Source organism: Blastococcus capsensis, assembly GCF_030165005.1.
Lineage (GTDB): Bacteria > Actinomycetota > Actinomycetes > Mycobacteriales > Geodermatophilaceae > Blastococcus > Blastococcus capsensis.
The window spans coordinates 198,876-221,040 of sequence record NZ_JASNNW010000010.1 but is presented as its reverse complement, the minus strand read 5'-3'; the positions used below and the strand labels follow the sequence as shown (position 1 = coordinate 221,040).

Annotated in this window: 15 protein-coding genes; 10 read left to right on the top strand and 5 right to left on the bottom strand. The window is 68.0% G+C overall.

The features are described from left to right. Window positions 1-174: 174 nt before the first annotated feature. Window positions 175-1,326 (bottom strand): hypothetical protein, encoded by a 1,152-nt coding sequence (locus QOZ86_RS10940; RefSeq protein ID WP_284491993.1) that lies wholly within the window; start codon window positions 1,324-1,326, stop codon window positions 175-177. A 257-nt stretch (window positions 1,327-1,583) separates the two neighbouring features. Between QOZ86_RS10940 and QOZ86_RS10935 the strand changes: the two genes are divergently transcribed. Together QOZ86_RS10935 and QOZ86_RS10930 are read left to right on the top strand one after the other, a co-directional pair. After that, a complete protein-coding gene (locus QOZ86_RS10935; protein ID WP_284491992.1) occupies window positions 1,584-2,825 on the top strand; it encodes a DegT/DnrJ/EryC1/StrS family aminotransferase in 1,242 nt (413 codons plus the stop codon). Between the two features lie 104 nt (window positions 2,826-2,929). Further along, window positions 2,930-3,769 (top strand): 2OG-Fe(II) oxygenase family protein, encoded by an 840-nt coding sequence (locus QOZ86_RS10930; RefSeq protein WP_284491991.1) that lies wholly within the window; start codon window positions 2,930-2,932, stop codon window positions 3,767-3,769. 21 nt (window positions 3,770-3,790) lie between these two features. Here QOZ86_RS10930 and QOZ86_RS10925 read toward each other — a convergent pair whose 3' ends face one another. Together QOZ86_RS10925 and QOZ86_RS10920 are read right to left on the bottom strand one after the other, a co-directional pair. Further along, window positions 3,791-5,149 carry a nucleotidyltransferase domain-containing protein gene (locus QOZ86_RS10925; protein ID WP_284491990.1) on the bottom strand — a complete coding sequence of 453 codons (1,359 nt, stop codon included), beginning with the start codon at window positions 5,147-5,149 and terminating at the stop codon, window positions 3,791-3,793. Further along, window positions 5,146-5,790: a hypothetical protein gene (locus QOZ86_RS10920; RefSeq protein WP_284491989.1), complete on the bottom strand. Its 645-nt coding sequence runs from the start codon at window positions 5,788-5,790 to the stop codon at window positions 5,146-5,148. Before QOZ86_RS10920 ends, QOZ86_RS10925 begins: the two co-directional genes overlap by 4 nt. Window positions 5,791-5,856: 66 nt before the next feature. Here QOZ86_RS10920 and QOZ86_RS10915 point away from each other — a divergent pair, with 66 nt between their 5' ends. From QOZ86_RS10915 to QOZ86_RS10880, 8 genes are all read left to right on the top strand, one after another. Continuing rightward, window positions 5,857-7,203, top strand: coding sequence for a Gfo/Idh/MocA family protein (locus QOZ86_RS10915; protein WP_348637966.1), 1,347 nt, complete (start codon window positions 5,857-5,859; stop codon window positions 7,201-7,203). An 88-nt stretch (window positions 7,204-7,291) separates the two neighbouring features. Then, window positions 7,292-10,432, top strand: a complete 3,141-nt coding sequence (locus QOZ86_RS10910) for a CHAT domain-containing protein (protein WP_284491988.1) — start codon at window positions 7,292-7,294, stop codon at window positions 10,430-10,432. Further along, window positions 10,432-11,094, top strand: coding sequence for a hypothetical protein (locus QOZ86_RS10905; RefSeq protein WP_284491987.1), 663 nt, complete (start codon window positions 10,432-10,434; stop codon window positions 11,092-11,094). The genes QOZ86_RS10910 and QOZ86_RS10905 overlap by 1 nt, the downstream gene beginning before the upstream one ends. 87 nt (window positions 11,095-11,181) lie before the next feature. Beyond that, window positions 11,182-11,769, top strand: a complete 588-nt coding sequence (locus QOZ86_RS10900) for an RES family NAD+ phosphorylase (RefSeq protein ID WP_284491986.1) — start codon at window positions 11,182-11,184, stop codon at window positions 11,767-11,769. A 487-nt stretch (window positions 11,770-12,256) separates the two neighbouring features. After that, a complete protein-coding gene (locus QOZ86_RS10895; protein ID WP_284491985.1) occupies window positions 12,257-12,850 on the top strand; it encodes a DUF2813 domain-containing protein in 594 nt (197 codons plus the stop codon). 22 nt (window positions 12,851-12,872) lie between these two features. Continuing rightward, window positions 12,873-14,068 (top strand): IS3 family transposase gene (locus tag QOZ86_RS10890; RefSeq protein ID WP_284491984.1). Its coding sequence is split into 2 segments (ribosomal slippage): window positions 12,873-13,140 and window positions 13,140-14,068, totalling 1,197 coding nucleotides; the frame shifts between segments, so codons are not numbered across the junction. A 243-nt stretch (window positions 14,069-14,311) separates the two neighbouring features. Further along, window positions 14,312-15,490: an ATP-dependent nuclease gene (locus tag QOZ86_RS10885; protein WP_348637965.1), complete on the top strand. Its 1,179-nt coding sequence runs from the start codon at window positions 14,312-14,314 to the stop codon at window positions 15,488-15,490. Beyond that, on the top strand, window positions 15,487-17,124 hold the full coding sequence (locus tag QOZ86_RS10880) for a UvrD-helicase domain-containing protein (protein ID WP_284491983.1): 1,638 nt from the start codon (window positions 15,487-15,489) through the stop codon (window positions 17,122-17,124). The genes QOZ86_RS10885 and QOZ86_RS10880 overlap by 4 nt, the downstream gene beginning before the upstream one ends. A gap of 24 nt (window positions 17,125-17,148) precedes the next feature. Here the strand turns inward: QOZ86_RS10880 and QOZ86_RS10875 are convergent, their stop codons facing one another. Together QOZ86_RS10875 and QOZ86_RS10870 are read right to left on the bottom strand one after the other, a co-directional pair. Next, complete coding sequence (locus QOZ86_RS10875) at window positions 17,149-18,015, bottom strand: hypothetical protein (RefSeq protein ID WP_284491982.1); 867 nt, start codon at window positions 18,013-18,015, stop codon at window positions 17,149-17,151. A 399-nt stretch (window positions 18,016-18,414) separates the two neighbouring features. Next, a complete protein-coding gene (locus tag QOZ86_RS10870; RefSeq protein WP_284491981.1) occupies window positions 18,415-22,164 on the bottom strand; it encodes a DEAD/DEAH box helicase in 3,750 nt (1,249 codons plus the stop codon). Window position 22,165 lies beyond the last annotated feature (1 nt).

The following is a 22,165-nucleotide window of genomic DNA, read 5'->3' as shown; positions in this document are numbered from 1 at the left end:
GTGGAACCGGCGCCCACCCGAGCGGCATCGGTCGAACCGTCACACCCCAATGCCAGGATCACCCCCCGGCGGCCCACCGAGCCGCTTTCCGATGATCACCGCCGGCCTGACGAAAGATCCGGGCTAGGCTTCGGCGTTGCCCAGTGGCCGCACCTGTAGGACGCGACTTGCTCGCTACTCCTGGCTTACCGAAGAAGCCATTGTGCTGGCGTCCAGTGCTGCCCTGACTTCCTCGACTCGCTGGGCCAGGTGCGGCGACACCTCGCGTAAAGCGGTCAGTAGCCCGCTCGGAAGAAGGCTCTGACTCCAGATGACTGCACGGCCTTGTTCCAGGACCGCAACAGCCAGGCCAGGGTCGCCGCCATTGGTCGCCGTTGCAGCGGCGTCCTGAGCAAGCCCCCGCCAGAGACTCATGTGCCTCTCGCGCGCACTGCGGTCGAGGCCGTGCCAAGCCACCTGCGGAAGAAGGCCGACTGCGTACGTGTACCCCCTTCCAGCCTCCTCTTGCTGACCATCGACCGCTGCCCACTCCCCCCACGCTCGCGCGGCGAGCGCGCGGGACGTCGCGGGCCCGCCGACGGTGACCGCAGCACGGCGACGAAGGTCGATCGCCCGTTCGGCATCGCTCGGATCCGAGGAGATCTCGAACCGCACCCTGTGAGCCCGGCCGAGGTCGGAGAGACTCGCAGTCATCGAGGGATGGCCCGGCGGGACCAGGTCGAGGGCCTCCGACGCGGCCACAACCGCGGCGTCAGCGTCCGCGGATGTGCGAGTGCGCTCAGCTGTGACTCGAAGCGCGTCCGCCAGGTTCTGGGCGTACATCGACCGGTCCTCGTCACCCTCAGACGTCGCGGTCATGACGTCGCGCATGACCGTGACGGCCTCGCGTAGGAGTTCATCCCGGCCGGACTCGATGCTCGCCTCGAGCAACGCCAAGCCCAGATTCGCCAACATGCCCACACGGTCAGGATCTTGAGGAGGTGCGCTGCGGAGAGACTTCTTAGCCCAGGCGATGGCCCCCCGTAGATCCTCGACGTCCCCCGAAACTGTGAATCGGACGCGAAGGGTGACGCCCAAGTTTGACTGCAGGCGAGGCAGCATCGGGCTGCCGGCCGCGCATTTAGCCGCCTGCAGTGCAAGCTCCGCGGCCTCGACAATGTCAGCCGGGTCCCCTAGTCGCTCGAATCTCAACCGCAGGGCGAATGCAAGGTTCGATTGGCGCAGCGGTCGGTTCGGATCGTGGGCGCCGGTGGCGGATACGGACTTACGACCTGCCATGACCGCCGCGTCGAGATCCTCGCGTTTCCCGCTGATCTCATACGTCACACGGAGTTGGTTGCAAAGGTTAGATAGCGCCGCAGGCGAGAGATGCTCTGTGGCGGGCATCAGGCAGCGGCCTGACGGGAACCTCTGGTTTCCGCGAGCATGCTCCCGATCTGACCGGGCTGAGGGCCCGGCGTCAAGCATTGCTCTGGGGTCGTTACGGCTTCCTCTGGCCCCACACACAGCCACGTTCGCGAGAACTCCGCAGCGAAGTGCTCGCGATCTGCGTGTGCTGAAGACTGACCTGCGACGCCGGCTTCTTGGCCGTCGAACGACTCGCAACGGGGGACGTGATGGCGGGGCCTGGCGCGTACAGCTTCGGCGACGAGGAGCGGGCGGAAGTTCTCGACGTCCTCTCTACCGGACACCTCTCCCGCTACGGCGATCTGTCCGATCCGGCCTTCAAGCACAAGGTGTACTCGTTGGAGCGAGAGTTCGCCGACTACCTGCCGGTGAAGCACGCGCTGGCCACCAACTCCGGAACCGCCGCGCTACTCATCTCGCTGTTGGCCCTTGGCATCGGCGACGGCGACGAAGTCCTCGTTCCCGGCTTCACCTACGTCGCATCGATCGCCGCGATTGTGCATGCCCGAGCGGTTCCCGTGCTCGTCGAGGTCGATGAGTCTCTAACCATCGATCCCGCCGACGCTCGCCGCAAGATCACCAGCAAGACGCGGGCGGTCATGGCCGTTCACATGCTCGGCAACCCTTGTGACATGGCCGCGCTCGGCGATCTGGCCGACGAGTACGGGCTACATATTGTCGAGGACGTCGCACAAGCGGCTGGTGGCTCCTTCCATGGGCGCAGGTTGGGGACCTTCGGCACGACGGGTGCGTTCTCCTTCAACCGGTACAAGATGATGGCGGCCGGGGAAGGCGGCCTGCTAGTCAGCGACGATGACGACCTGTACGAGCGGGCTTTCGCGCTGCACGATCAGGGCCACAGTCCGCTGCGTGCCAGCAAGACGATGCCGGCTGCCGGGCTGCTCGGGCTGAACTTCAAGATGAGTGAGCTGACCGGAGCGGTCGCCCTCGCCCAGCTCCGCAAGCTCGACGCGATGCTGTCCGCCCTGCGGACACGGAAGGCGCTGCTTCGTGGGGCGATTGCTGAGATGCCGGGAGTGGGGTTCCGCCGGCTCAACGACGTCGTCGGGGAGTGCGCCACTATGCTTACCCTCGTTTTCGACGACGCGCACTACGCGCGCAAGGTGGCTCAGCGCGTGGGCTCACCGACGCTGGCGGAGTCGGGCTGGCATGTGTACTCGCACATGACTCAGGTGGGCGGGCACCGGACCCCTGTCGAGGGCTGGTCGGCGCCGGCTCGCTTCGCCGCTCCCGGCGACTTACCCAACACCGATGACCTGTTGCGCCGTTCGCTCAACATCAGTATCGGCGTGGTCGATGCCGGTCTCGGCGCTGCCTTCGGTATCAACATCCGGTCCACCGCGGCCGAGATCGAGACCGCGGCCGACCGGCTCACCGAGGCCTGCCGCACCGTCTGACCCTGCGGGGCCAGCCTGCGACTAACCTGCTTGCACCGGGAAAGGTGGGCGTACGTCGCCTGGTTCTGACAGCGCGGCGGAATCCGTTGTGGGAGTCTGCCGACGTGGAGGGGACCGTCGTCGACTTCCAGGCAGCTACGGCCGCGCCGCGCTTCGCGCGAAGTCTGCATGAGAGCGGTTTCGCCGTCCTGATCAACCATCCGATCGCCGATGAGCTGGTCGCCACCGTGTACGAGGAATGGCTGACCTTCTTCAACTCGGAAGCGAAGCACCGGTACCCGTTCACACCCGACGGACAGGACGGCTACTTCCCGATCCCGCCAGAGGAGCAAATACGCACCGGACGCCGGGACAGGAAGGAGTTCTTCCACCTCTATCCGTGGGGGCAGGCACCCGCCGAGGTCAGCCTGGCGGCTGCGACGTACCGGGAGCGCGCCATGGCCTTGGGCAGACAGCTGCTCACCTGGTTGCAGGAGAACTCGCCGGACGACGTGGCCGCTCGGTTCTCCAGACCGCTCCCTGCGATGTTAGAGAACGCCAACCCGAACACCCTGCTTAGGATCTTGCGGTATCCGCCCGCCCCTGTCGGCGAGCCGGTCGGGCTGCGTGCCGGGGCCCACGTCGACACGAACCTGCTCACCCTGCTGACCGCGGCCACCGAGTCCGGCCTGGAGCGGTACAGCCGGGACGGGAAGTGGGTCCAGGTGCCGAAGATCGGGGGCAGCATCGCGGTCAATGTGGGTCTGATGCTGGAGTTGGCCAGCGACGGCTACTACCCGGCCACGATGCACCGTGTCTCGCATCCGGCGGGCCAGGCGGCGCAGCGGTCCCGGATGTCGATGGCGCTGTTTCTGCATCCGGCCGATGACGTCGTGCTGGGAGAGGCTCAGACGGCAGCCGGGCTGCTCGCCGAGCGTCGCCGCGAGGAAGCCGCCGGCCCCTGATGCTCCGGGCTGACACGTCCCTCAGGTGACGACGACGTTCTCCTTCGCCTGGTAACTGTGCAGCGCGCCCGCGCGGGTCGCTGGCCCCGCGGACGGATTGCGGGACACCAGCTTGGTCAGGTATGCACCCTCCTCGGCGTCGGCCAGCCACTCGGTCAGGAACTCCATCGTGGTGTCGTCCGTCGCCGGTGAACACGCCACCGCCATCACGCCACCCCACACTCTCGATAGCGGGCGGGTGGCCAACGTCGCCGCGAGCTGCGCCATGTCCTGAGGCGAGGACGTCGTGGTGCTCAACCGCCACGCAGTGAAGGAGACCAGGAACAGCTCGTCGGTGGGACTGCCGATGGCGCTGTGCAGACAGGAGTCGCGGAGCTCGGCTGGATCCATAGCGGTGATTGCGCGCAGCTCGGCGACGCGCGGATGCAGCAACAGACATGCGTTCACCGACTGCTCCACGCACGCTTCCAGCGCGGCGCGCGCGGTGGTGTACGCGTCGGCGAAGCGTGCAGGGCTGGTCAGTCCCAGCTGATCCCATCGATCGCGGGCCACCTCGAAGATCAGACCGAGAGTCCGTCGGGACACGTGACGCACGCTCGGATCACCGGTGCGGTACCAGCTGGTGATCGCAGCATTTTTGGCGACCAGGATGAGGTCGATGGCGCGGCGAGGAGTCCGGCGTCCCCGGTCCTGTTCGAGGTAGGCGAGGGCAGCGGCCAGCTCCGGCGTCGTGGCTCGCCATGCCGGGAACTGGTGTGTGGCTATCCGATGCACGAAGTTCAGCAGCAGCGTCGTGCGGCTGGACCCGCTGCTGTACTTCAGGTTGGGTCCCCAGTCGGTCGTCTTCCAGGGGAAGTCGAAGTAGCGGTAGTAGAAGTACTCGCTGATCAGGTTGGCGTACTGCCGCTGCGTCGTATTCGTCGCCCTGATGGCGGCCGCGACTGCATCCCCGGGCTCGCCTTCGGCCAAGGCTCTGCCGTCGATCAGGGGGTTGGCGTCAATCGAGCCCTGCGCCACCAGCCGCCGCACCGAGGCGATCGGCATGCAGCCCCGTTCGAACCTGTCCACTCCCTCGACCGTGACCACGTCAGCCACCTCCGACGCCGGGTCGTCGAAGACGAACAGGTCTACGTCGGAGTTGGGCAGCATCTCCCGCCGGCCCAGCGACCCACCGAGCCAGACCTTGGCTCGATGCTCCGGCCGCACACGGGACTCGATGTGGGCGACGGTCAACGCACCCATCTGCGCCATGGCATCGAAGGCGCCAAACGAGCTGTCCCGGTACAACCGCTGAGCGATCGCCTGTCGGCCTTCGGCGAGATCGGACCGGCGCGGCGCGCCGGGCCGGTCGGCAGCGGGGGCAACGGCAGCGAAGGTCACCAGCGGACGCCTCTCACCAGCTCCTCGAGTTGAGCGAGGATGACCGCCTTCTCGCGGGGGCTGTACGAGCGGGAGAAGTCAGTAATCGAGGTGAGCGCTGCGTCGACCTCCTCGCCGAAGGCATACATCTGGCGGGCATCGTCAAGGACGTCCTGATTCGACACGTGCGCCATGCACTGCGGATCAAGGCGGCCTGCCAGGAGCAGCACATCTTTGAGTAGCTTCAGGCTGTACTTCTTAAAGTGGAACGGCGCTGGCTCCCCCTGCAGCGTCATCGATCGCAATCGGGACAGGTATTCCCGCACCGTAAAGGTCAGGGAGGGCGCCAGGTCGGCCAACGTCAGGCGCGCGGCGGCCTGGCCGTACACGTCCTCGCCGTGGAGCACCGTTCCAGACGCCAACACATTCATGAAGAACAACCCCTTGGTGCCGTCCTGAAAATCGAGCACGGCACCGGGGCCATAGATGTCGTCGAGATACATGATGCTCAGGTCGACGTCGGTGAAAACGGCGATGATGTCGGCGAGCGCAAGGCTGGCATCGAGATCCGGCCGGTCCATGATGATTTGGATGTCGAAGTCAGACTGAGCGTGCACATCGGTGGCCCAACTGCGTGAGCCGATCCAAATGACCGAGACCAAGTGCGGCTCTATTGCCGGCGAATCACGCAGGCGACGACAGATCTCGACAGGGACAATGTCTCCCCCATGGTTCGGCATCCGTCACTGCCCTACCGCGCGCCCATGACGCGCCGCGCCACACGCTGCCAATCCGGCCCGCTGCCTGGGCGCCGTCGCCGTGGCCGGCGCTGCCAGTTCACGGTCCCCGTCGGGTCCTTGTCGGCCGCCATGCGTGCCGGCCCTCGCGGGGAATCTCACGCCAGCGACACTAGGTGGGCCGCGCCGAGCATCACCAGTCGTCGACTTCTACCGCCCGCATGTCGGCGAACGAGCGGAGCCGCGACCGCCGGTGATGCCGCGGCGGCCGCGCGGAGCGCCCTGCCAGCTGGCTATCGTCGCGCCGTGCGGGGGGACGATACGGACACCGTCAGGTGCGGAGTAGTTGGCTACGGGCGCATGGGTTCGCTACACGCGGCCACGATCGCCGCCTCACCTGACGCCGACCTGGTCGCCGTGTGCGATCCGGACGAGCACGCCACCCGGCGGGCCTCTCGCGAGTGGTCGGTGCGCACCACACCGATCCTGGAGGAGTTACTGTGCCTGCCACTGGATGCTGTTGTCGTTACGTCTCCGACTCCGCAGCATGCGGACCACATCCGAGCGGCGGCACGCGCCGGCAAGGCCATCTTCGCCGAAAAGCCCGTCGGCCTGACGTGGGAAGAATCCGACTGCGTCCTTCGTGAGGTGGTCGACGCTGCGGTCCCCTTCCAGATCAACTTCCAGCGTCGTTGGGATCAGCGCTTTCGTGCGGTCAAGAAATCCATCAAGGCCGGCGACATTGGCCAACCGGTCCTGTTCAAGTTCCACGGACGGGACCCGGACGCGTCCAGGGCCTCACACTGGGGCCTGCACCGCAATGGCGGCCTGTTCCTCAACTGCGCCATTCACGACTACGACGCAGTCCGGTATCTGACCGGAGCGGAGGTCACATCACTCAATGCCACGGGCGCCGCGGTTGTGCATAAGGGGCTGGCCGAGGTCGGGGACATCGACACCTGTTCCACCACGCTCTTTCTCGATGACGGATCAATGGCAATCACCGAATGGAGCCGCTACGCGACGTACGGATTCGATGTCGGACTCGAAGTTGTGGGCACAGACGGCTTCATCTACCTCAGCCGGGGCGACCCCAGTGGCGTCGTGGTGACCGGTGGCGATGCGGCTGCGCCCTCCGTGTACGACGTCTTCGGGGACGCCTACCGGGCTTCGGTCCTCGGCTTCATCGACGCGGTGCGCAACGGCCATCCGGCCACGCCCGGAGTGGACGACGCACGAGCAGCGCTGCAGGTTGCTCTGTGCGCCCGACGCTCGTACCAGTCCGGCGGAGGCGTCCTGGCGGTGGCACCGCCTGCGCCGCGGCACTCCAGCGCCTGATCTGCGGTCGGGGCCTCCTGGGCGAGGCGCTGCGCGCGCTGTCAATGGAAGCTGCCCTCGATGCAGCACGGCCGGGCAAGATGGCCCAATGGGGGGTCAGCCGGACGAGGAACCGACGGCGGCCACCTACCGCCTCGTCGACGTGGATGTCACGCTGACGTGCCCGCGCTGCTCGGCCGCCACCACGGTGACGTTCCCGGTGCTCAGTGACTGGCGAGACCGTGGCCGGATGGAACGCCTCCGCAGCGTGTATCCCGCGGTGGTCTGCCCGGCGTGCGGGGAAGCCATTCCGGTGCCCACCCCGGTGGTGGTGCTGCGACCGACAGATCCGATCCCGGTGCTGTTCTGCGTCACCGACGGCGCACCAGAGCACCTTCAGTTGCTGCAGGAAGTGCTGGGGGCGCACGCCACCGATGAGGACGGCGTCATCGCGGGGCCGGTCGCGAACACCGACCCCTCCCTGTTGGGCGTTGTCGCCGACCAATACTCCGGTTTTGGGCTCCTGGGCGTGGCGGCGGCCGGTCAGGAGTGGGCCGCGGATGAGCGCATCGCCGCCTGGCTGGCGGCGATGCGGACCCAGCACCCGTGGCCGGCGGTCGGTCGAGTCCTCGGCCGCTTTCTGTCTGCCGGCACAGAGGCAGACGCTCGACGCGTCTTCGATGCCGAGCCGGTGTTGTCCGAGTCGGCGTGGGAGCCGGTCGTTCGGGCGCTCGGCGTGCAAACGGCCGCAGCCCAACAGACCGCCGACCAAGCCGCGACGGTTCGCGACCGGATGCGCCGCCTCGCCCGTTGGCGTCTCGGCGGTCGCGAACTCCACCCGGGTGCGGCCACCGTGCAGCAGGCGTTCACGCTTCTGGAGCAGGTCGTCTCGCTGCAGTCAGCGGCCAATCGATCGCAAGACGACGTCCGGCGGGGCGTCGAGCTCGGGCGGCAGCTGATCGACCTGTCAGAGCACCACTTCGGGCCGGCCCATCCGCTCACCCTGACGGCACTCAATGACACGGCGGCGCTCATGCTCGATGACGCCGCCGCGCCTGGGACGATGACCACCCGGGCGCGTCAGCTGCTGCGCCGCGTCCTGGACACCGCGATCGGCACCCGATCGGCCGCGGTCACCGACGCCACCACCAATCTCGGCCTGGCGCAGCTCCGCGGCGACCGCGTCGCCGACGCCGACGTGTCGGAGACGGCGATCACCCTGCTGCGGGACGCGCTCCACCTGCACCAGCTGTACTTCGTCGACGAGCCCGAGCGGGCGCTGTCCGCGGTCAGCAACCTCGCCACCCTGATGCGTTCCCGGTTGGCCGGCGATCCAGCCACCAACCTGGCCGCCGCGATCGCCCTGTTCCAGCGAGCGCAGCGATTGGCCGGGGGACCTCGCCAGCTCACCCTGCCCGATCGGCTCACCCTGGAAACCAACCTGCTCAGCGCCCTGGCCGACCGGGCCACATTGGAACCCAGCGACGAGCACGACCGTGAGGTGCTGGCCGCGGTCGATGCACTGGAAAGAGAACTCCTGAACCTGGCACCGCACCATCCCGCACGGATTCGCGCCTCCACCAACTTCGGCAGCATCGCGCTTGGACTGCTCTACCGGCGCAGCCGCGTAATCCCGGCCGACCTGGCCGACCGGGCACACGGCTGGCTGCGCGAGGCCCACAAGCAGAGCCAATCCCTGCCGGCGGATGACGTCACTCGCATCCTGGCGGCCAGCACCCTGGCCGCACTGCTGTTCCGCCTGGGCGACGAGCAGCACATCGAGCAGGCCCGCGACCTCCTCACCAACAGCGCCGAGGCCCTGACAGACACGTCCTCCACCCGGCTTCATCACACCGTCTTCGACAACTTCGCCCGTCTGCACCTGGCTCGAGGCGACTGGGATGCGGCGATCGAGCTACTGGTGCTGGCTTGTCGGCACGCCGATGCGGTGATCGCCCGAGCCGCGACCCCGGCGACCCGGCTGGCGCAAGTGGCCGCCGCCGGTGACCTGTACCAGCGGCTGGCCCTGCTCTACGCCCACCGCCAAGATGCCCGCTCAGCGATACATACCGTCGAGCGAGCCCGAGCCCGATGGCGCATCGACCCCGCGCAAGCCGAGATCGACTCGGAAGGGCTCGACCGTGCTGTCGAGGCCCGCCTGGGCTCAGGCCGGGCGCTGCTCTACGCCGGAACCTGCGGACTGGGCTCCTACGCCGTTCTCCTCCTCGGTGGGCGCGGTGCCGCCGCGTGGACGACGCTCACCACGACCGCCGACCTGGCGCCGGTGCTGACCGGGTTTCAGAGCGTCGAGAACGCCGACCAGGTCGCTCAGCTGTTGGATGCGGCCGCCGATCAGCTGGCCGAGGGACTGCTGGATCAGGCAGTCCAGTTGATCCGATCCGCCGGGATTACCCATCTCGGCATCGTGGCCGCCGGCGCGCTCGCCGGACTTCCGTTGGCCGCGCTGCCCGGCCCAAGCGGCGCGCTCGCCGACGCCACCACCGTCGAATACCTCATCGGAGCCCGCGCCCGGCACGCCCCGGACACCACGCCGGAGGCAGCGCCGATCACCGTGGCGGTCATCGACCCGACCGGGGACCTCCCCTTCGCGGCCACCGAACTCAGCGCGGTGCGCCAGTACGCCCCCGACGTGATCACTCCGCCGGAGGCCGCCGGGCTGCGCGGCTGGCTGCTGGAACAGCTCCCGCAGGCCACGCATCTACATCTGTCCTGCCATGCCCGTTACGAGCCGACCGATCCGTTCGCCTCGCGGCTTATCCTCGGTGACGGCCTGACAGTCACCGTCTCAGACCTGGCCGCAGTGCCGACCCCGCGGCTCGCCCTGGTGGTTGCCTCCTGCTGCCAGACCGGCATCGTCGACCAGCGCAGCGCCGACGAACTGGTCGGCCTGGCGCAGACTTTCGTCGCCGCCGGAGCCGACAGCGCGGTGGCGTCGCTGTGGGAGGTCGACGACGCGGCCACCAGTCTGCTGATCGGCAAGTTCTACGGGCAGCTGGCGGCCGGCGACCCGCCGGCCGCCGCGCTGGCCGCCGCCCAGCACTACCTCAAAACGGCCGCGATGGGTGAGCTGCTGGCCCTGGCGCAGCGCACCGACGACAACTCCTGGATTCCCGCCGAGTTGCGTCGCTACCTACGCACTCTGGCGCTGCACCCAGACTTTCGGCATCCCGCTAGTCGCCCGTTCGAGCACCCCGCCCACTGGGCCGGTCTTGTGTACCTTGGCGCCTGATGACGATCGCTGAGGCGCTGCGGGTCATCGACGAATCCTGGGCCGACCTGGAACCGCAGCTGACGGTCCGGGAACTTGCCGCGGTCGCGAACCTGCCGCAAGCGCCCCTGCACGGCACCCCGGAGTTGGCGGAAGCGCTGTTCGGCCTGCTCGCGCCATCGCTGCCCCGCGAACACCCCGCCTGGGAAGCGTTGCGGTACACCGGTACCCGCTTCTCCCCCGGCGTGCGCGTGCCCGAAGAGGCCGAGGAGACGCTGGTTCGCCGGTGCGTTTCCCGGGCGCGGCAGGCGATGAGCAGGCCGTCGATCGTCGACGATGCCGCGGCTGACTTTCTGCTTGAAGCCACCGAACAGCAGGTGCTGCGCAGCGGATTCGTCACGATCGAGCGGATCACCGGGGATCGCCGGCTGATCGGGGCGCAGATCGGCGGGCGCTGGGTCTATCCGGTCTTTCAGTTCGCGTCCTTCGAACCGCTCGAACCGCACCCCGTCGTGGGGCGATTGCACGAGCGGCTCGGCGGCTACGACGACGACCTCGGTGCGATCATGTGGTGGCTCACCCCTAATGTCTGGCTTGGTCGGGCACCGGCCGACCTGCTCGGCACCGGCCGCGACCCGGAGATCGAATACGCCGCCGATCAGCTGACCAACGACAGCTGGTAGCCGCGCGTGGCCAACGTTCTACCGCCCCCCGCTCCACCGGGGGCGCCGGTCACGACACTCCTGCCGGCCGGCACGGTGCTCTTCCGGGTGCACCAAAAGCGGTTTCCGGCCGAGGCCTTCAATCCGGTTCCGAATCACCGTTACTACGGCGGTGGCCGGTTCGACGCCACCGACGATGACCCCTATCCGTTCCTGTATGCCGGCGAATCGGTCGATGTCGCGGTCGCCGAAACGCTGCTGCGTGATCTGGCTCCAAACGACACCGGCATTCGGCGGTTGCCTCGTCCGCGGGTCGCCGGTCGACGCATCAGCGCCGTGCAGGTCGCCCGCACCCTGGAGCTGGTCAGCCTGTGTTCGGGCAGCGACCTCGGCGCGGTCGCCCAGGACCCCTGGTTGACCACCTGCGACCCGCGCGACTATGCGCAGTCGCGACACTGGGCGCACTGGATCCGCAGTCACGCGCCGACCGCCGCCGGCTACGTCTGGCTCAGCCGACGAGAACCGGGCGCGTCGTCGTATGTGCTCTTCGGCGACCGCATGGCGCCGGGCTCGCTGATCGCGACCACCGATCCGCAGGTGCCACCGGGCGCGCAGGCCGACTTCGACGCTCCCACGGGACGGCGGGCGCTGCGCAACCGTCTCACCCGGTACAACGTCGGGCTCACCAACCGGTAGCCGCCGCCCGCGGCACCGGCACCCGATCACCCGCCAGCGCCATAGCCGCTTCGGCGGTCATCGCCGCCAGGGGGCCTGCGGTCCCATGGGTCCTGGGTTCAGGGCGCGAACCAATACCGAAGTGGTGCTCAGCCTCCTGCCGCCACCGCGGGTGGGACCACACGAGCCGCGTCCTTGGGCCGCTCGGCCGTGCAGATGGTCGAGCGCCGGTTCGACCCGGGCCGCCCCTCCCGAGAAGTCCGTGTTGGGCTGCGTGGACGTCTACACGCTGAGCTCCGGGCAGTGCGAGGCTGTGGCCTGCAACTTCGAACAGACAGACCTCACGGCCGCGTCAGGCGGATGCGTTGGGCTATGTACCAAGTCCCCCCTCGGACACCACTACGTGGGCAATCGCCCACGGCATGGGCCGCAGCGAGATAACTGCGCTTGGCTGCCTGGTGCTGCAGTACCTGGGCGGCGCCCGACGGGGACACCGAAGCGAGGGTCTGTGCAGCTCACACGCATGCGGCTGAGCGGGTTCCGCTCCGTGGGCGCCGACCCGGTCGAGATCACCTTCGAGAAGCTGACCTTCCTCCTCGGGCCAAACGGCACCGGGAAGACGGCCTTCCTGCAGGCCCTGAGCCGGATGTTCGGCTTCGAGCCCAGCCTGCGCCGAGTCCTCGCCGGCGACTTCCACGTCCCGCCGGGTGAGACCCCGGGCACCGGCACAGCACGGACGCTGTGGCTGGAGGCGGACTTCGCCTTCCCCGAACTGGATACAGACGCCGCACAGCCGACCGTGCCGCCGCACTTCGCGCACATGCGCATGGAGACCGCCGACAGCGTGCCCACCGTCCGCTTCCGGCTCACCGCAGAGCTAGACGAGGACGGCGAGGTGTCCGAGGAGCTGGTGCACGTCCTGGCTGTCGGCGAGGACGGCGAGCCGATCCGGTCGGCGGCGGTCAACCGGTTCGATCGGGCCGCGATCCACGTCCACTACCTGCCTGCACGCCGCGACCCTGCCGACCACGTCTCCTACGCCGCGAACTCGCTGCTGGGTGAGGTGCCCCGTTGTTCGCGGACCACGACCCGGATAGGTTGATATCCGAGGAAGTGGGAGAGGAATGTCTCGCGGTAAGTACAGGAAGTTCAGTCCCGAGTTTCGGGAAGAGGCGGTTCGGCTCGTCATCGAGTCGTCCCGTCCTATTGCGCAAGTAGCACGTGAGCTCGGCATCAACGAAGGAACCCTCGGGAACTGGGTGAATCAGTACCGAAAGGACCACGCGGACGAGGAGCCGCCGCTGACCGTCAGCGAGCGCGCCCGACTACAGGCAGCTGAACGCGAACTCCGCGAGGTCCGTTTGGAGAACGAGTTCCTAAAAAAAGCCGCTGCGTACTTCGCCCGGGATCCCCGGTAGTCGAGAAGTTCGAGTTCATCGACTCGTGTCGAGATGACAACGACGACGCGAAGCGTGCATACCCGGTGAAGAAGATGTGTAGCTGGCTGGCCGTGTCCTCGTCGGGATTCTTCGACTGGCGTAAGCGGCCGCAGTCGGCGACCGCGAGCCGACGCGAGCGACTGGCGCTGCTCATCGCTCACGAGTTCGCCGACTCCGATGAGACCTACGGCTACCGGCGCATCCACGCCGCTCTGGCCCGCTCCGGCGTGCACTGCGGCCCCGAGCTGGTCCGCGACATCATGCGTGAGCTGGGCCTACGGCCCTGTCAGCCCCGTCCGTGGCGGGCCAGCCTGACCGCGGGCGACGGGACAGGTCAGCACCTGCCCGACCTGCTCGAGCAGGACTTCACCGCCTCCGCACCGGGCCAGAAGATGGTCGGTGACATCACCTACATCCCGACCTGGGAAGGATGGCTCTTTCTGGCCACCGTAATCGACTGCCACACCAAGATGGTCATCGGCTACGCCATGGGCGAGGACTACAAGACCCCGCTCATCCAGAACGCACTTCGTCATGCCGCCGGCCGGACAGAACTCGACCCGGGCGCGATCTTTCATTCCGACCGCGGTAGCAATTACACGTCGCACGACTTTGCGACCACCATCGCCGAGCTCGACCTGCGCCACTCGGTCGGCCGAACCGGCATCTGTTACGACAACGCCATGGCCGAATCGTTCTTCGCCGCGCTGAAGAACGAACGCGTTCACCGGACCGCCTATCCCACCAGAGACCACGCCCGCCGCGACGTGACTCGCTACATCGAACTCTGGTATAACAGGAAACGACTCCACTCAGCGCTTGACTACAGGACCCCACAAGAGGCCCTCAACGAGTGGATCGATTCGCAGGTCGCAGCATAGAAGGACCAAATCACATGGTCCGCAAAACGCGGGGCTGATCAGGGCCGGCTGCTGCGCGCCGCGGACTGGCAGGCTCAGCGCGACACCGTCACCAGCCTGGGCCAGCAGATCAGCGACGCTCTGGCCACCAACCCCGCCATCGGTGACGTCGCCACCGGCCTGACCGGCCACTGGGGCAGCATTCATTCCGGCGACTTCCTCACCAACCCCAGCCTGTCGTTCGCACTCAACGAGATCGAAGGCGTGCTGCGGCACATCACCCTCGAGTTCGCCCCGGGGCACGGCAAGCCCACCGTGGACTTCTCCATGCTGAGCGACGGCCAGATGTCGCTGCTGTACGTCTCCCTGGTGCTCACCGCACACTCCATCGGTCAGGACACCCTCGCGGGCCGGACCACGACCTTCGATCCCGGCCGGCTGCGGCCACCGGTCTTCACGCTTCTCGCTGTCGAGGAGCCGGAGGACAGCCTGTCCCCGCACTACCTGGGACGCGTACTGGCAGCCCTGAAGGCCATGGTCACCGGACACGACGCCCAGGCCGTCGTCGCCACCCACTCCTCCTCGCTGATGCGGCGGGTCGACCCCGCGCAGGTCCGCTACCTGCGGCTGGACGCCAACCGTCTCACCACGGTCTCGACCGTGACCATGCCCGCTGAGGAGGAGGAAGCGCACAAGTTCGTCCGGGAGGCGCTGCACGCCTACCCCGAGCTGTACTTCGCCCGATTCGTCGTCCTCGGCGAGGGCGCAAGCGAGGAGATCGTCCTTCCGCGCTGCCTCCAGCTCGCCGCCGTGGACGCCGATGCCAGCACCATCTCCGTCGTTCCCCTGGGTGGTCGTCACGTCAACCACTTCTGGCGCCTGTTGCACGGGCTGGGCATCCCGCACGTCACCCTCCTGGACTTGGACCTGGGCCGGCACCAGGGCGGGTGGGGTCGGCTGGGCTACGCCGCGGGCGAGCTGCTCCGCTTCAGCCCGGCCGGTACGACGGCCATCACCGCCACCCACGTCGAGGGCTTGAAGAAGGAGACCTCCGACGTCCGTGACGTCAATGGCGAAGGTCCCAAGTGGATCGCCCACCTCGAGACCCACGGCGTCTTCTTCTCCGACCCTTTGGACCTCGACTTCGCCCTGCTCCAGCAGTTCCCGGAGGCCTACGGCCTGCAGGCCGACGAGCGCCAGGCGCCCTCGGCCGCTGAGACCAAGTCGGTCCTGGGCAAGGCGGGCGACGCGACGCACTACAGCACGGACGAACAAGCCCTCTTCGGCGCCTACCACCAGCGCTTCAAGGTGGGCAGTAAGCCGGTGAACCACATCACCGCGCTCGCCGGGCTCGACGACGCCCCCCTGCTCGCGTCGATGCCCGAGTCACTCCGAAGGCTCACCGACTTCGTGGTCGCCACCATCGCGAACCTCCCGGAATGATCACTCCGGAGGCGTGGACACCGGCGGCCGGCATGACGCTGGAGCGCAACGCGCTCACGGTCGCCACTGCGCGGGCGGGCAACCTCGTCGTCACCGCAGGACCCGGAGCTGGCAAGACCGAGCTGCTCGCCCAGCGAGCCGACTTCCTGCTCCGGACCGGGCACAGCCGGTACCCGAGGCGCATCCTGGCCATCTCCTTCAAGGTGGATGCGGCCAGGACTCTCCGGGACCGGGTGCGTCGTAGGTGCGCCCCGGAGCTCGCTGCCCGCCTGGACAGCTACACCTTCCACGCCTTCGCGAAGCGGCTCATCGACGCCTTCCGGCCAGTGCTCACCGGAAACGACGCCCTCGACGCTGACTACACCATCGGCAAGGACCGCATCACCGGCCGCCAGCTGGACCTGGACTCACTGCCTCCACTCGCGACCACGATCTTGGAGACCAGCCCATTGGCGCGCGCCGCGCTGCGCCAGACCTACGGGTTCGTCTTCCTCGACGAGTTCCAGGACTGCACGACCAACCAGTACAACCTCCTGCACGCCGCCTTCCACGACACTGACATGCAGCTCACTGCCGTGGGCGATGTGAAGCAGCGGATCATGGGCTTCGCCGGAGCACTCGAGGGGGTTCTCGCCCGGTTCGCCACCGACTTCGACGCCACCCCGCTGAACCTGTACCAGAACTTCCGGGCCAAGCCCCGGCTCCGCCGGATGCAGAACGCCATGATCGCGGTCATGGAGCCCAGCGCCGCCGTCGCCGATGCCGACATCCTCGGTGACGGCGGGATCATCGAGATCCTGCGTCTGGAAGACAGCGCGCAGGAGGCCCGGGAAGTGGCCGACCGCATCACCTCCTGGATCACCGCCGACGGCATCCCCCCGGATGAGATCGCCGTCCTCGTGCGTCAACAGGTGGGTCTCTACACCGAAGCGCTGCGCGCGGAGCTGCGGGCACGCGGCGTCCGCTTCCGGGACGACAGCGATCTGCAGGACCTCGCAGCCGAGCCCGTCGTCATGTTGATCATCGACTTCCTTGCCGTGATCACCGGAGACCGGGAGCCCGACGCGTACGCACGCCTGCTGGATGTCGCCACCGGATGGCGAGGGCAGGAGCTCACCGATCGGCCCTACGTCGAGCTGCGCCAGGCACTCGACCAGGCGCGGCGCCGCCATCGCAGTGACCCGGACGCGACGACCCGTCAGCTGGTCACTCCCTTCCTCGACCGCTTGGGAGAGGAGATGCTCGTCGCGCTTGCTCCGGCGTACCAGCAGGGGCGGCGGCTGCAAGAACTGATCGAGACGGCGCACAGCCGTCTGGAGGAACTGAGGGCCGAGGCCGGCGACATCACCCAAGCCATCCGCGAGTTCACCGGGCGCGATGCCGTCAAGCTCCTGACCGTGCACAAGGCCAAGGGCATGGAGTTCGACGCGGTCGTCGTCCTCGGGGTCGAGCACGAGATGTTCTGGGGCAACGACCAACGCGAGGAGTACTTCGTCGCGGTGTCCCGCGCGCGCAAGCTCGTGTGCCTCACCGTCTGCGAGCAGCGGCCCCGTCCGCCGGACGCCCGAGGGCGTTGGGATGTGAAGAGGAGGCCGCACCGTGAGTTTCTGGACTACGCCCTTTCGACGCAGTGAGGTGACCGTCGGCACCGCACCCAGTCAAAGATCAACCCTGACCCGGGCGAGCAGGCCGGCCGTCGCCGCCAGGATCGCCTGAGCATCTTCGCGGGACCAGCTGAAGTCTGCGGTGACGTAATCGTCGTGGCTCGCTGCGCTGGCAAGGCTGTACAGGTCATGGAAGAGCGCCGACCACCGCTGTGCTGCGGTCCGGGTCTGCGGCGTGGTCTTGCGCACCACGTCGGCCGCTTGCGGTGGGTCAAGCAAGCGGAGATTTTCCAGAACGAGCCGGCAGTGCCTGATACAGGCCGCTGGGTCGCCGTCGCGGAGTGCGGCCCGGGCCTCACGCAGGCGCTGACTCGCTCGCGCCAGCGACGGGTCGGTATCGCGTGGCACCTGGCTACCCGTGGCGGAGTCGGTGAGCGGGCTGGGCACGCGCACAGTGATGCCGATCAGCCTCCCGGCGGAGTCCATCAACTCCAGCCAACGCCGAGCGGGGATGCGGTAGGCGATCTGTGCGTCGTAGGTGGGGTACTCCCCCGGTGGAAGGTTGAGAACAGTCGCGGAGAGGTCGAGCTGTAGCTCGACATCGCCGTCCCCACGGTCGACCTCGAGTTGCAGCAACTGCTCGTCCGACAACAGCACGACCAGGCGTTCGTTGATGGGGAAGCTGCGGACGTTCATGACCCGGGCTTGGATTCCCGATAGCGGGCGGAGCGGAGAGCCACCATCCACAGTCCCCTCCACGATCACCGCGGCCGATGTCTGGCTATCACTGGGATCGAGCCAGGCACCGTGGACGCTGATCCTCAACGTCAACAGGTGAGCGGCTACCCCCGGGCGCAGGACCTCGTCGCTTGTGGAAATGCGCAGCCGACGTCCTGGCGGCCCCATGTCGTAGGTCGTCATCACCGGCCCACCGTCGCAGGCAGCAGCCCTGCCGCGTGAAGCGCCCCGGGGACACGCTGGTCTGGCCGGTGCGGCGGCTGCTCGTGCTGGCCATTGGGATCGTGGAGCCGCCGGGTCACATGAACAGGCGATACGGGTAGACGTTGGCGGGCAGTTCCGGCACGTGAGCGATCACGCGCGCAAGTCGCTGGCTGTGCCCGATGGTGCCGGTTTAGGGCGAGCGCTGGCCGATGCCTCTGGCGGCGACTCGTTTAGAGACTTCTGGGCAGGTCGCGAAGGTCGCGGCACCACCCGTGAGCTCGACGTGTTCATGGCAGGCTCACACCAATCACACTCGCCGGACCGCAGCCAGTTCAGAGTCCGGCGGCTACAAGCCCCCGTGACCGGCCACGTTTGGGATCACGATCGGCCGATCGCGTGCCAGAAGTTGGTCTCGCTCATGATCCGGGTTCCGTACGAGCGTGCCTTCTCTGTCTTCCCTGACAGGGACTCAGCGTCGGCGGCGACGAGCACGTCGAGCGCCTTCGTGACGCGTTCGTGCACGACCAGACCTGCTGCTCGCGCGAGGCCGTGTGCCTGGTCGCGGGTGATGGGCTGTCCCTGGATGCGCGTCTGGAGTGCGCCGGTGAAGCACACGCCGAGCCCGCGGAGATCCTCGCTTCGACTTTGGCTCGGGGTTCGGGTCCGTGCCGCATGGAGGGCGGCAGCGATCTCGCCGACTCCGAATCCGAGTGCAGCCGCCACGTCCGCGAGGTCCTCGGCCTCCAGGTCGGTGACCACACCGTCTCCTAGCGCCGTCAGGGCCAGCGCCTCCAGGTAGTTCATGTGGGCGCGGTGCACGTCCGAGCGTGAGAGCCCCCATGCTTGGGCTGTGTCGGCAAGGGTCTGTACCTCCGCTGAGTCCAAGCGCCGGTCCTCCAGCGCGCGGGACAGCACATCGAGGTAGGCCGCGGTATCGGCTGGCTCCGTCGCGCCCCCCACGTTGTGTGCGGGAAGGTGCCGGATCAGCGTGACGAGTGGTGAGGCCTCCGGCCGGGATCGCGACGAGCGGGGTCGCACCCGGCCGCCGATCGGCCACACGGACCAGCTCGGCGGCTCGGGCCACGTGTCGGGCACACAGCCGAAGTCGGTCAGTGTGCCCCCGCCGACGCGCCGCAGGTAGACGCCCAGCAGTTCGGCTGTCGCGGTCGCATCCCCCAAGGCCGTGTGCTCGCCCGGGTGGGTGATCGACTCTGCCGCCAGGCAGTCGGCCAGCCGGCCACCGCCGAACGCTCCCAACCGATACGACAGCGCGAGGGTGCAAAGCGCCGGCCAGGTGGGGGGTGCCGCCCCCAGACGCGTGAACTCCGATGACACGAACCCGAGATCGAAGCGGGCGTTGTGGGCGACCACAACGGCCCCGTCGAGCCGGTCGGCGACATCCCCTGCCACATCCAAGAACCTGGGCGCGTCGAGAACATCGGCCCCGCGGATTCCGTGCACGTGCGTCGGGCCGAGGTCGCGCTGCGGATTCAGCAACGTCGACCAGGAGTCCTCAACGGCGCCGTCCGGTGCGGTTCGGACGATCGCGATCTCCACGATCCGGTCATGAAGCCGCGGGGAGAAGCCCGTCGTCTCCACATCCACCACGGCGAAGGGGGTGGTGCCGAGCTCCGGGCGGCCGTGCGGTCGCCGGCGGGCTCCAGCGGCCGACGTCGTCGAGGCCAGGCGAGGCGCCTCCGCGGCGGCGGATCGGGCGGACACGTCGTGCGCCAACGCGTCGGCGGCCGGCACCGACGACTGCGCCGCTGTTGAGGTGCTGCGTGCGTCGTCCGGCCGATCGGCGGCGACGTCTCGAGCCTCTTGCAGTAGCTGGCGTGCGGCCTCCCAGGCGCCTTCGGCATCGAGGCTGCGTGCGGCGAAGCCCTCGTTGAGCAGCTCCTCACTGAGCTGCTCGTCGTACTTCTCGACGATCTTGTTGTCGACCCTGGCCGCTAACAAGGCTGGCTGGCGGGCGCCCTGCTCGACCAGCTCGGCGAGGCGGCTCAAAGCCTGGTCTCGCGTGCAGTTGCTCATTGTCAGGCAGACGCCGTCTTGGGCCACCTCGATGCCGGCAGCGGTCAGGGCCACCGCCAGCGTCGAGCAGACGCGATCTCCGCGCCACGGGAAGATCAACGTGTCCGCGCCGATGGTCAGCAAAGGGTCGGCCCCGAGCCCGTATCGGGCGAAGTTGTTGCGGCCCTCGGCGAGCAACTGGACCGCCGTTGCGTCCAGGTAGGCCGGCACATCGGCACTCAGGTACACACGCCGCATCTCCTGGCGGATCCGGTCAGCGACCGCGGCGCCGGCGCCGGCGAACGTCGGGGGCCGTCCTCCAGACGACCGGATCAGTTCGATGACCTTCTCGTGCGAGTCGACCGCCAGCACCCTCCAGCGTCGTCCGCCGAAAATGAGCAGGGACCCGGGCATCAGCGGATAGTCGACCGGCAAGGTCCCGAGCGTGCGACCGCTGGCGATGAGGCGGTACTCCTCACCGGTGCGAAAAGCCGCGTAGAACGAGTAGTGATTGACCAGGCGCTCGCCGGCTTGCCCGTGCAGCAGCAGCCCGTCAGAAGCCTGCATGAGCAGGTCAACTCGCTCATCTGCAAGTGCACGCAGCAGTCGCTTGAATGTGTCCCGGGAGACGCCGGCGAAAGGGCCGGTTTCGCACAGCACCCGGTATGCCTCGAGCGGTGTGACCCCACCGTGCTGAGCGATCAACGACAGCAGCTGCTGAACGAGCGTGGACAGGTGGAGTCCGCCCGAGTTCGGCGCCTCGTTCCAGCGATCGAGCAGCAGGTTGACCATGGCGATGCTCTGGACGACTTCGGTGCGCAACGCGTCAGACGGCGGTGTCTGCGGGCTTACCTGCGGCTCGGTGACGTACAGCCGCATCGTCGCGCCGCCACCGCGACGGCCCGACCGGCCCAGCCGCTGCCGCATGCTCGCCACCGACTGGGGCGCACCTAGTTGGGCGATGGAGGTGACAGACCCGATGTCGATCCCCATCTCCAGTGTGGACGTGCAGATCGCACTGACTGGAGTGTCTCGGTTCTTCAGCCGAGCTTCGGCGAACTCGCGCAGTTCCTTGGAGAGGCTCCCGTGGTGCGGAATGAACTCGTTCGGGACGTGTTCGCGCTCGGATCGTCGCTGCAGCAGGTCCGCGTAGATCTCCACTTCGCGTCGCGAGTTGGCGAAGACGAGGTTGTCGGTCCCGCGCAGCGTCCGGAAGAGGTGATCGGCGATCGCCAGCTGATGCCCCTCGGTCACCTCCTCGGCTTCTACGTCGCGCCCGCTGGCCTCCGCGTGCTCCGCCTGGCGTGCCGAGAGCTGCGCCGGCAGCACCTCATAGCCGCGCAGCTGCAGCTTCAGTTCGTGGGTGTCGTCCACTGAGGTGATCACGGTGACGCGTGGCCCAGCGCCGGGGCGCAGGTACGCCGCCGCATCGTCCATGTCGCCGAGCGTCGCCGACAGCCCGATCCTGGGGATGCGCCGACGCACGGCCAGCTCGACCCGGTGCAGGAGCGACTGGAGCTGCATACCTCGTTCGGTTCCGAGGAACGAGTGCATCTCGTCGATGACGACGTAGCGCAGTCCGCCGAGGATCCTCGCAACCTTGGGGCCGTGAACGACGAGGAGCGCCTCCAGGGATTCCGGCGTGATGAGCAGGATCCCGTCGGGATCACTGAGCACCTTGGCCTTGCGTGAGCCGGGAACGTCCCCGTGCCAGCGATGGACCGGCATGTCCAAGTGCTCGCAGAGGGCGTCGAGCCGGCCGTACTGGTCGTTGATGAGCGCCTTGAGGGGGCTCACGTACAGCGCCTGCACTCCGGATGCCGCACGCTGCTGCTCAGAGCGCTCGTCCCTCTGCCCGCGCACGTCCGCCGCGCTTTCTCGCGCGACCAACAGACCCGAGCAGATCGGGAGAAACGCCGCTTCGGTCTTCCCGGCGGCCGTCGCCGCGGAGATGATCACGTCCCGGTTGCCGGCGAGGATCGGCCGGACGGCGCGTTCCTGCGCGTCGCGCAACTCGGTCCAGTTCTGCTCCCAGATCCATCGTTGAATGCGCGGGTGCAGCTCGACGAAGGCCGACGACTGATGGCCTGCAGCCTCACCCGCTGTGCCAGTCATG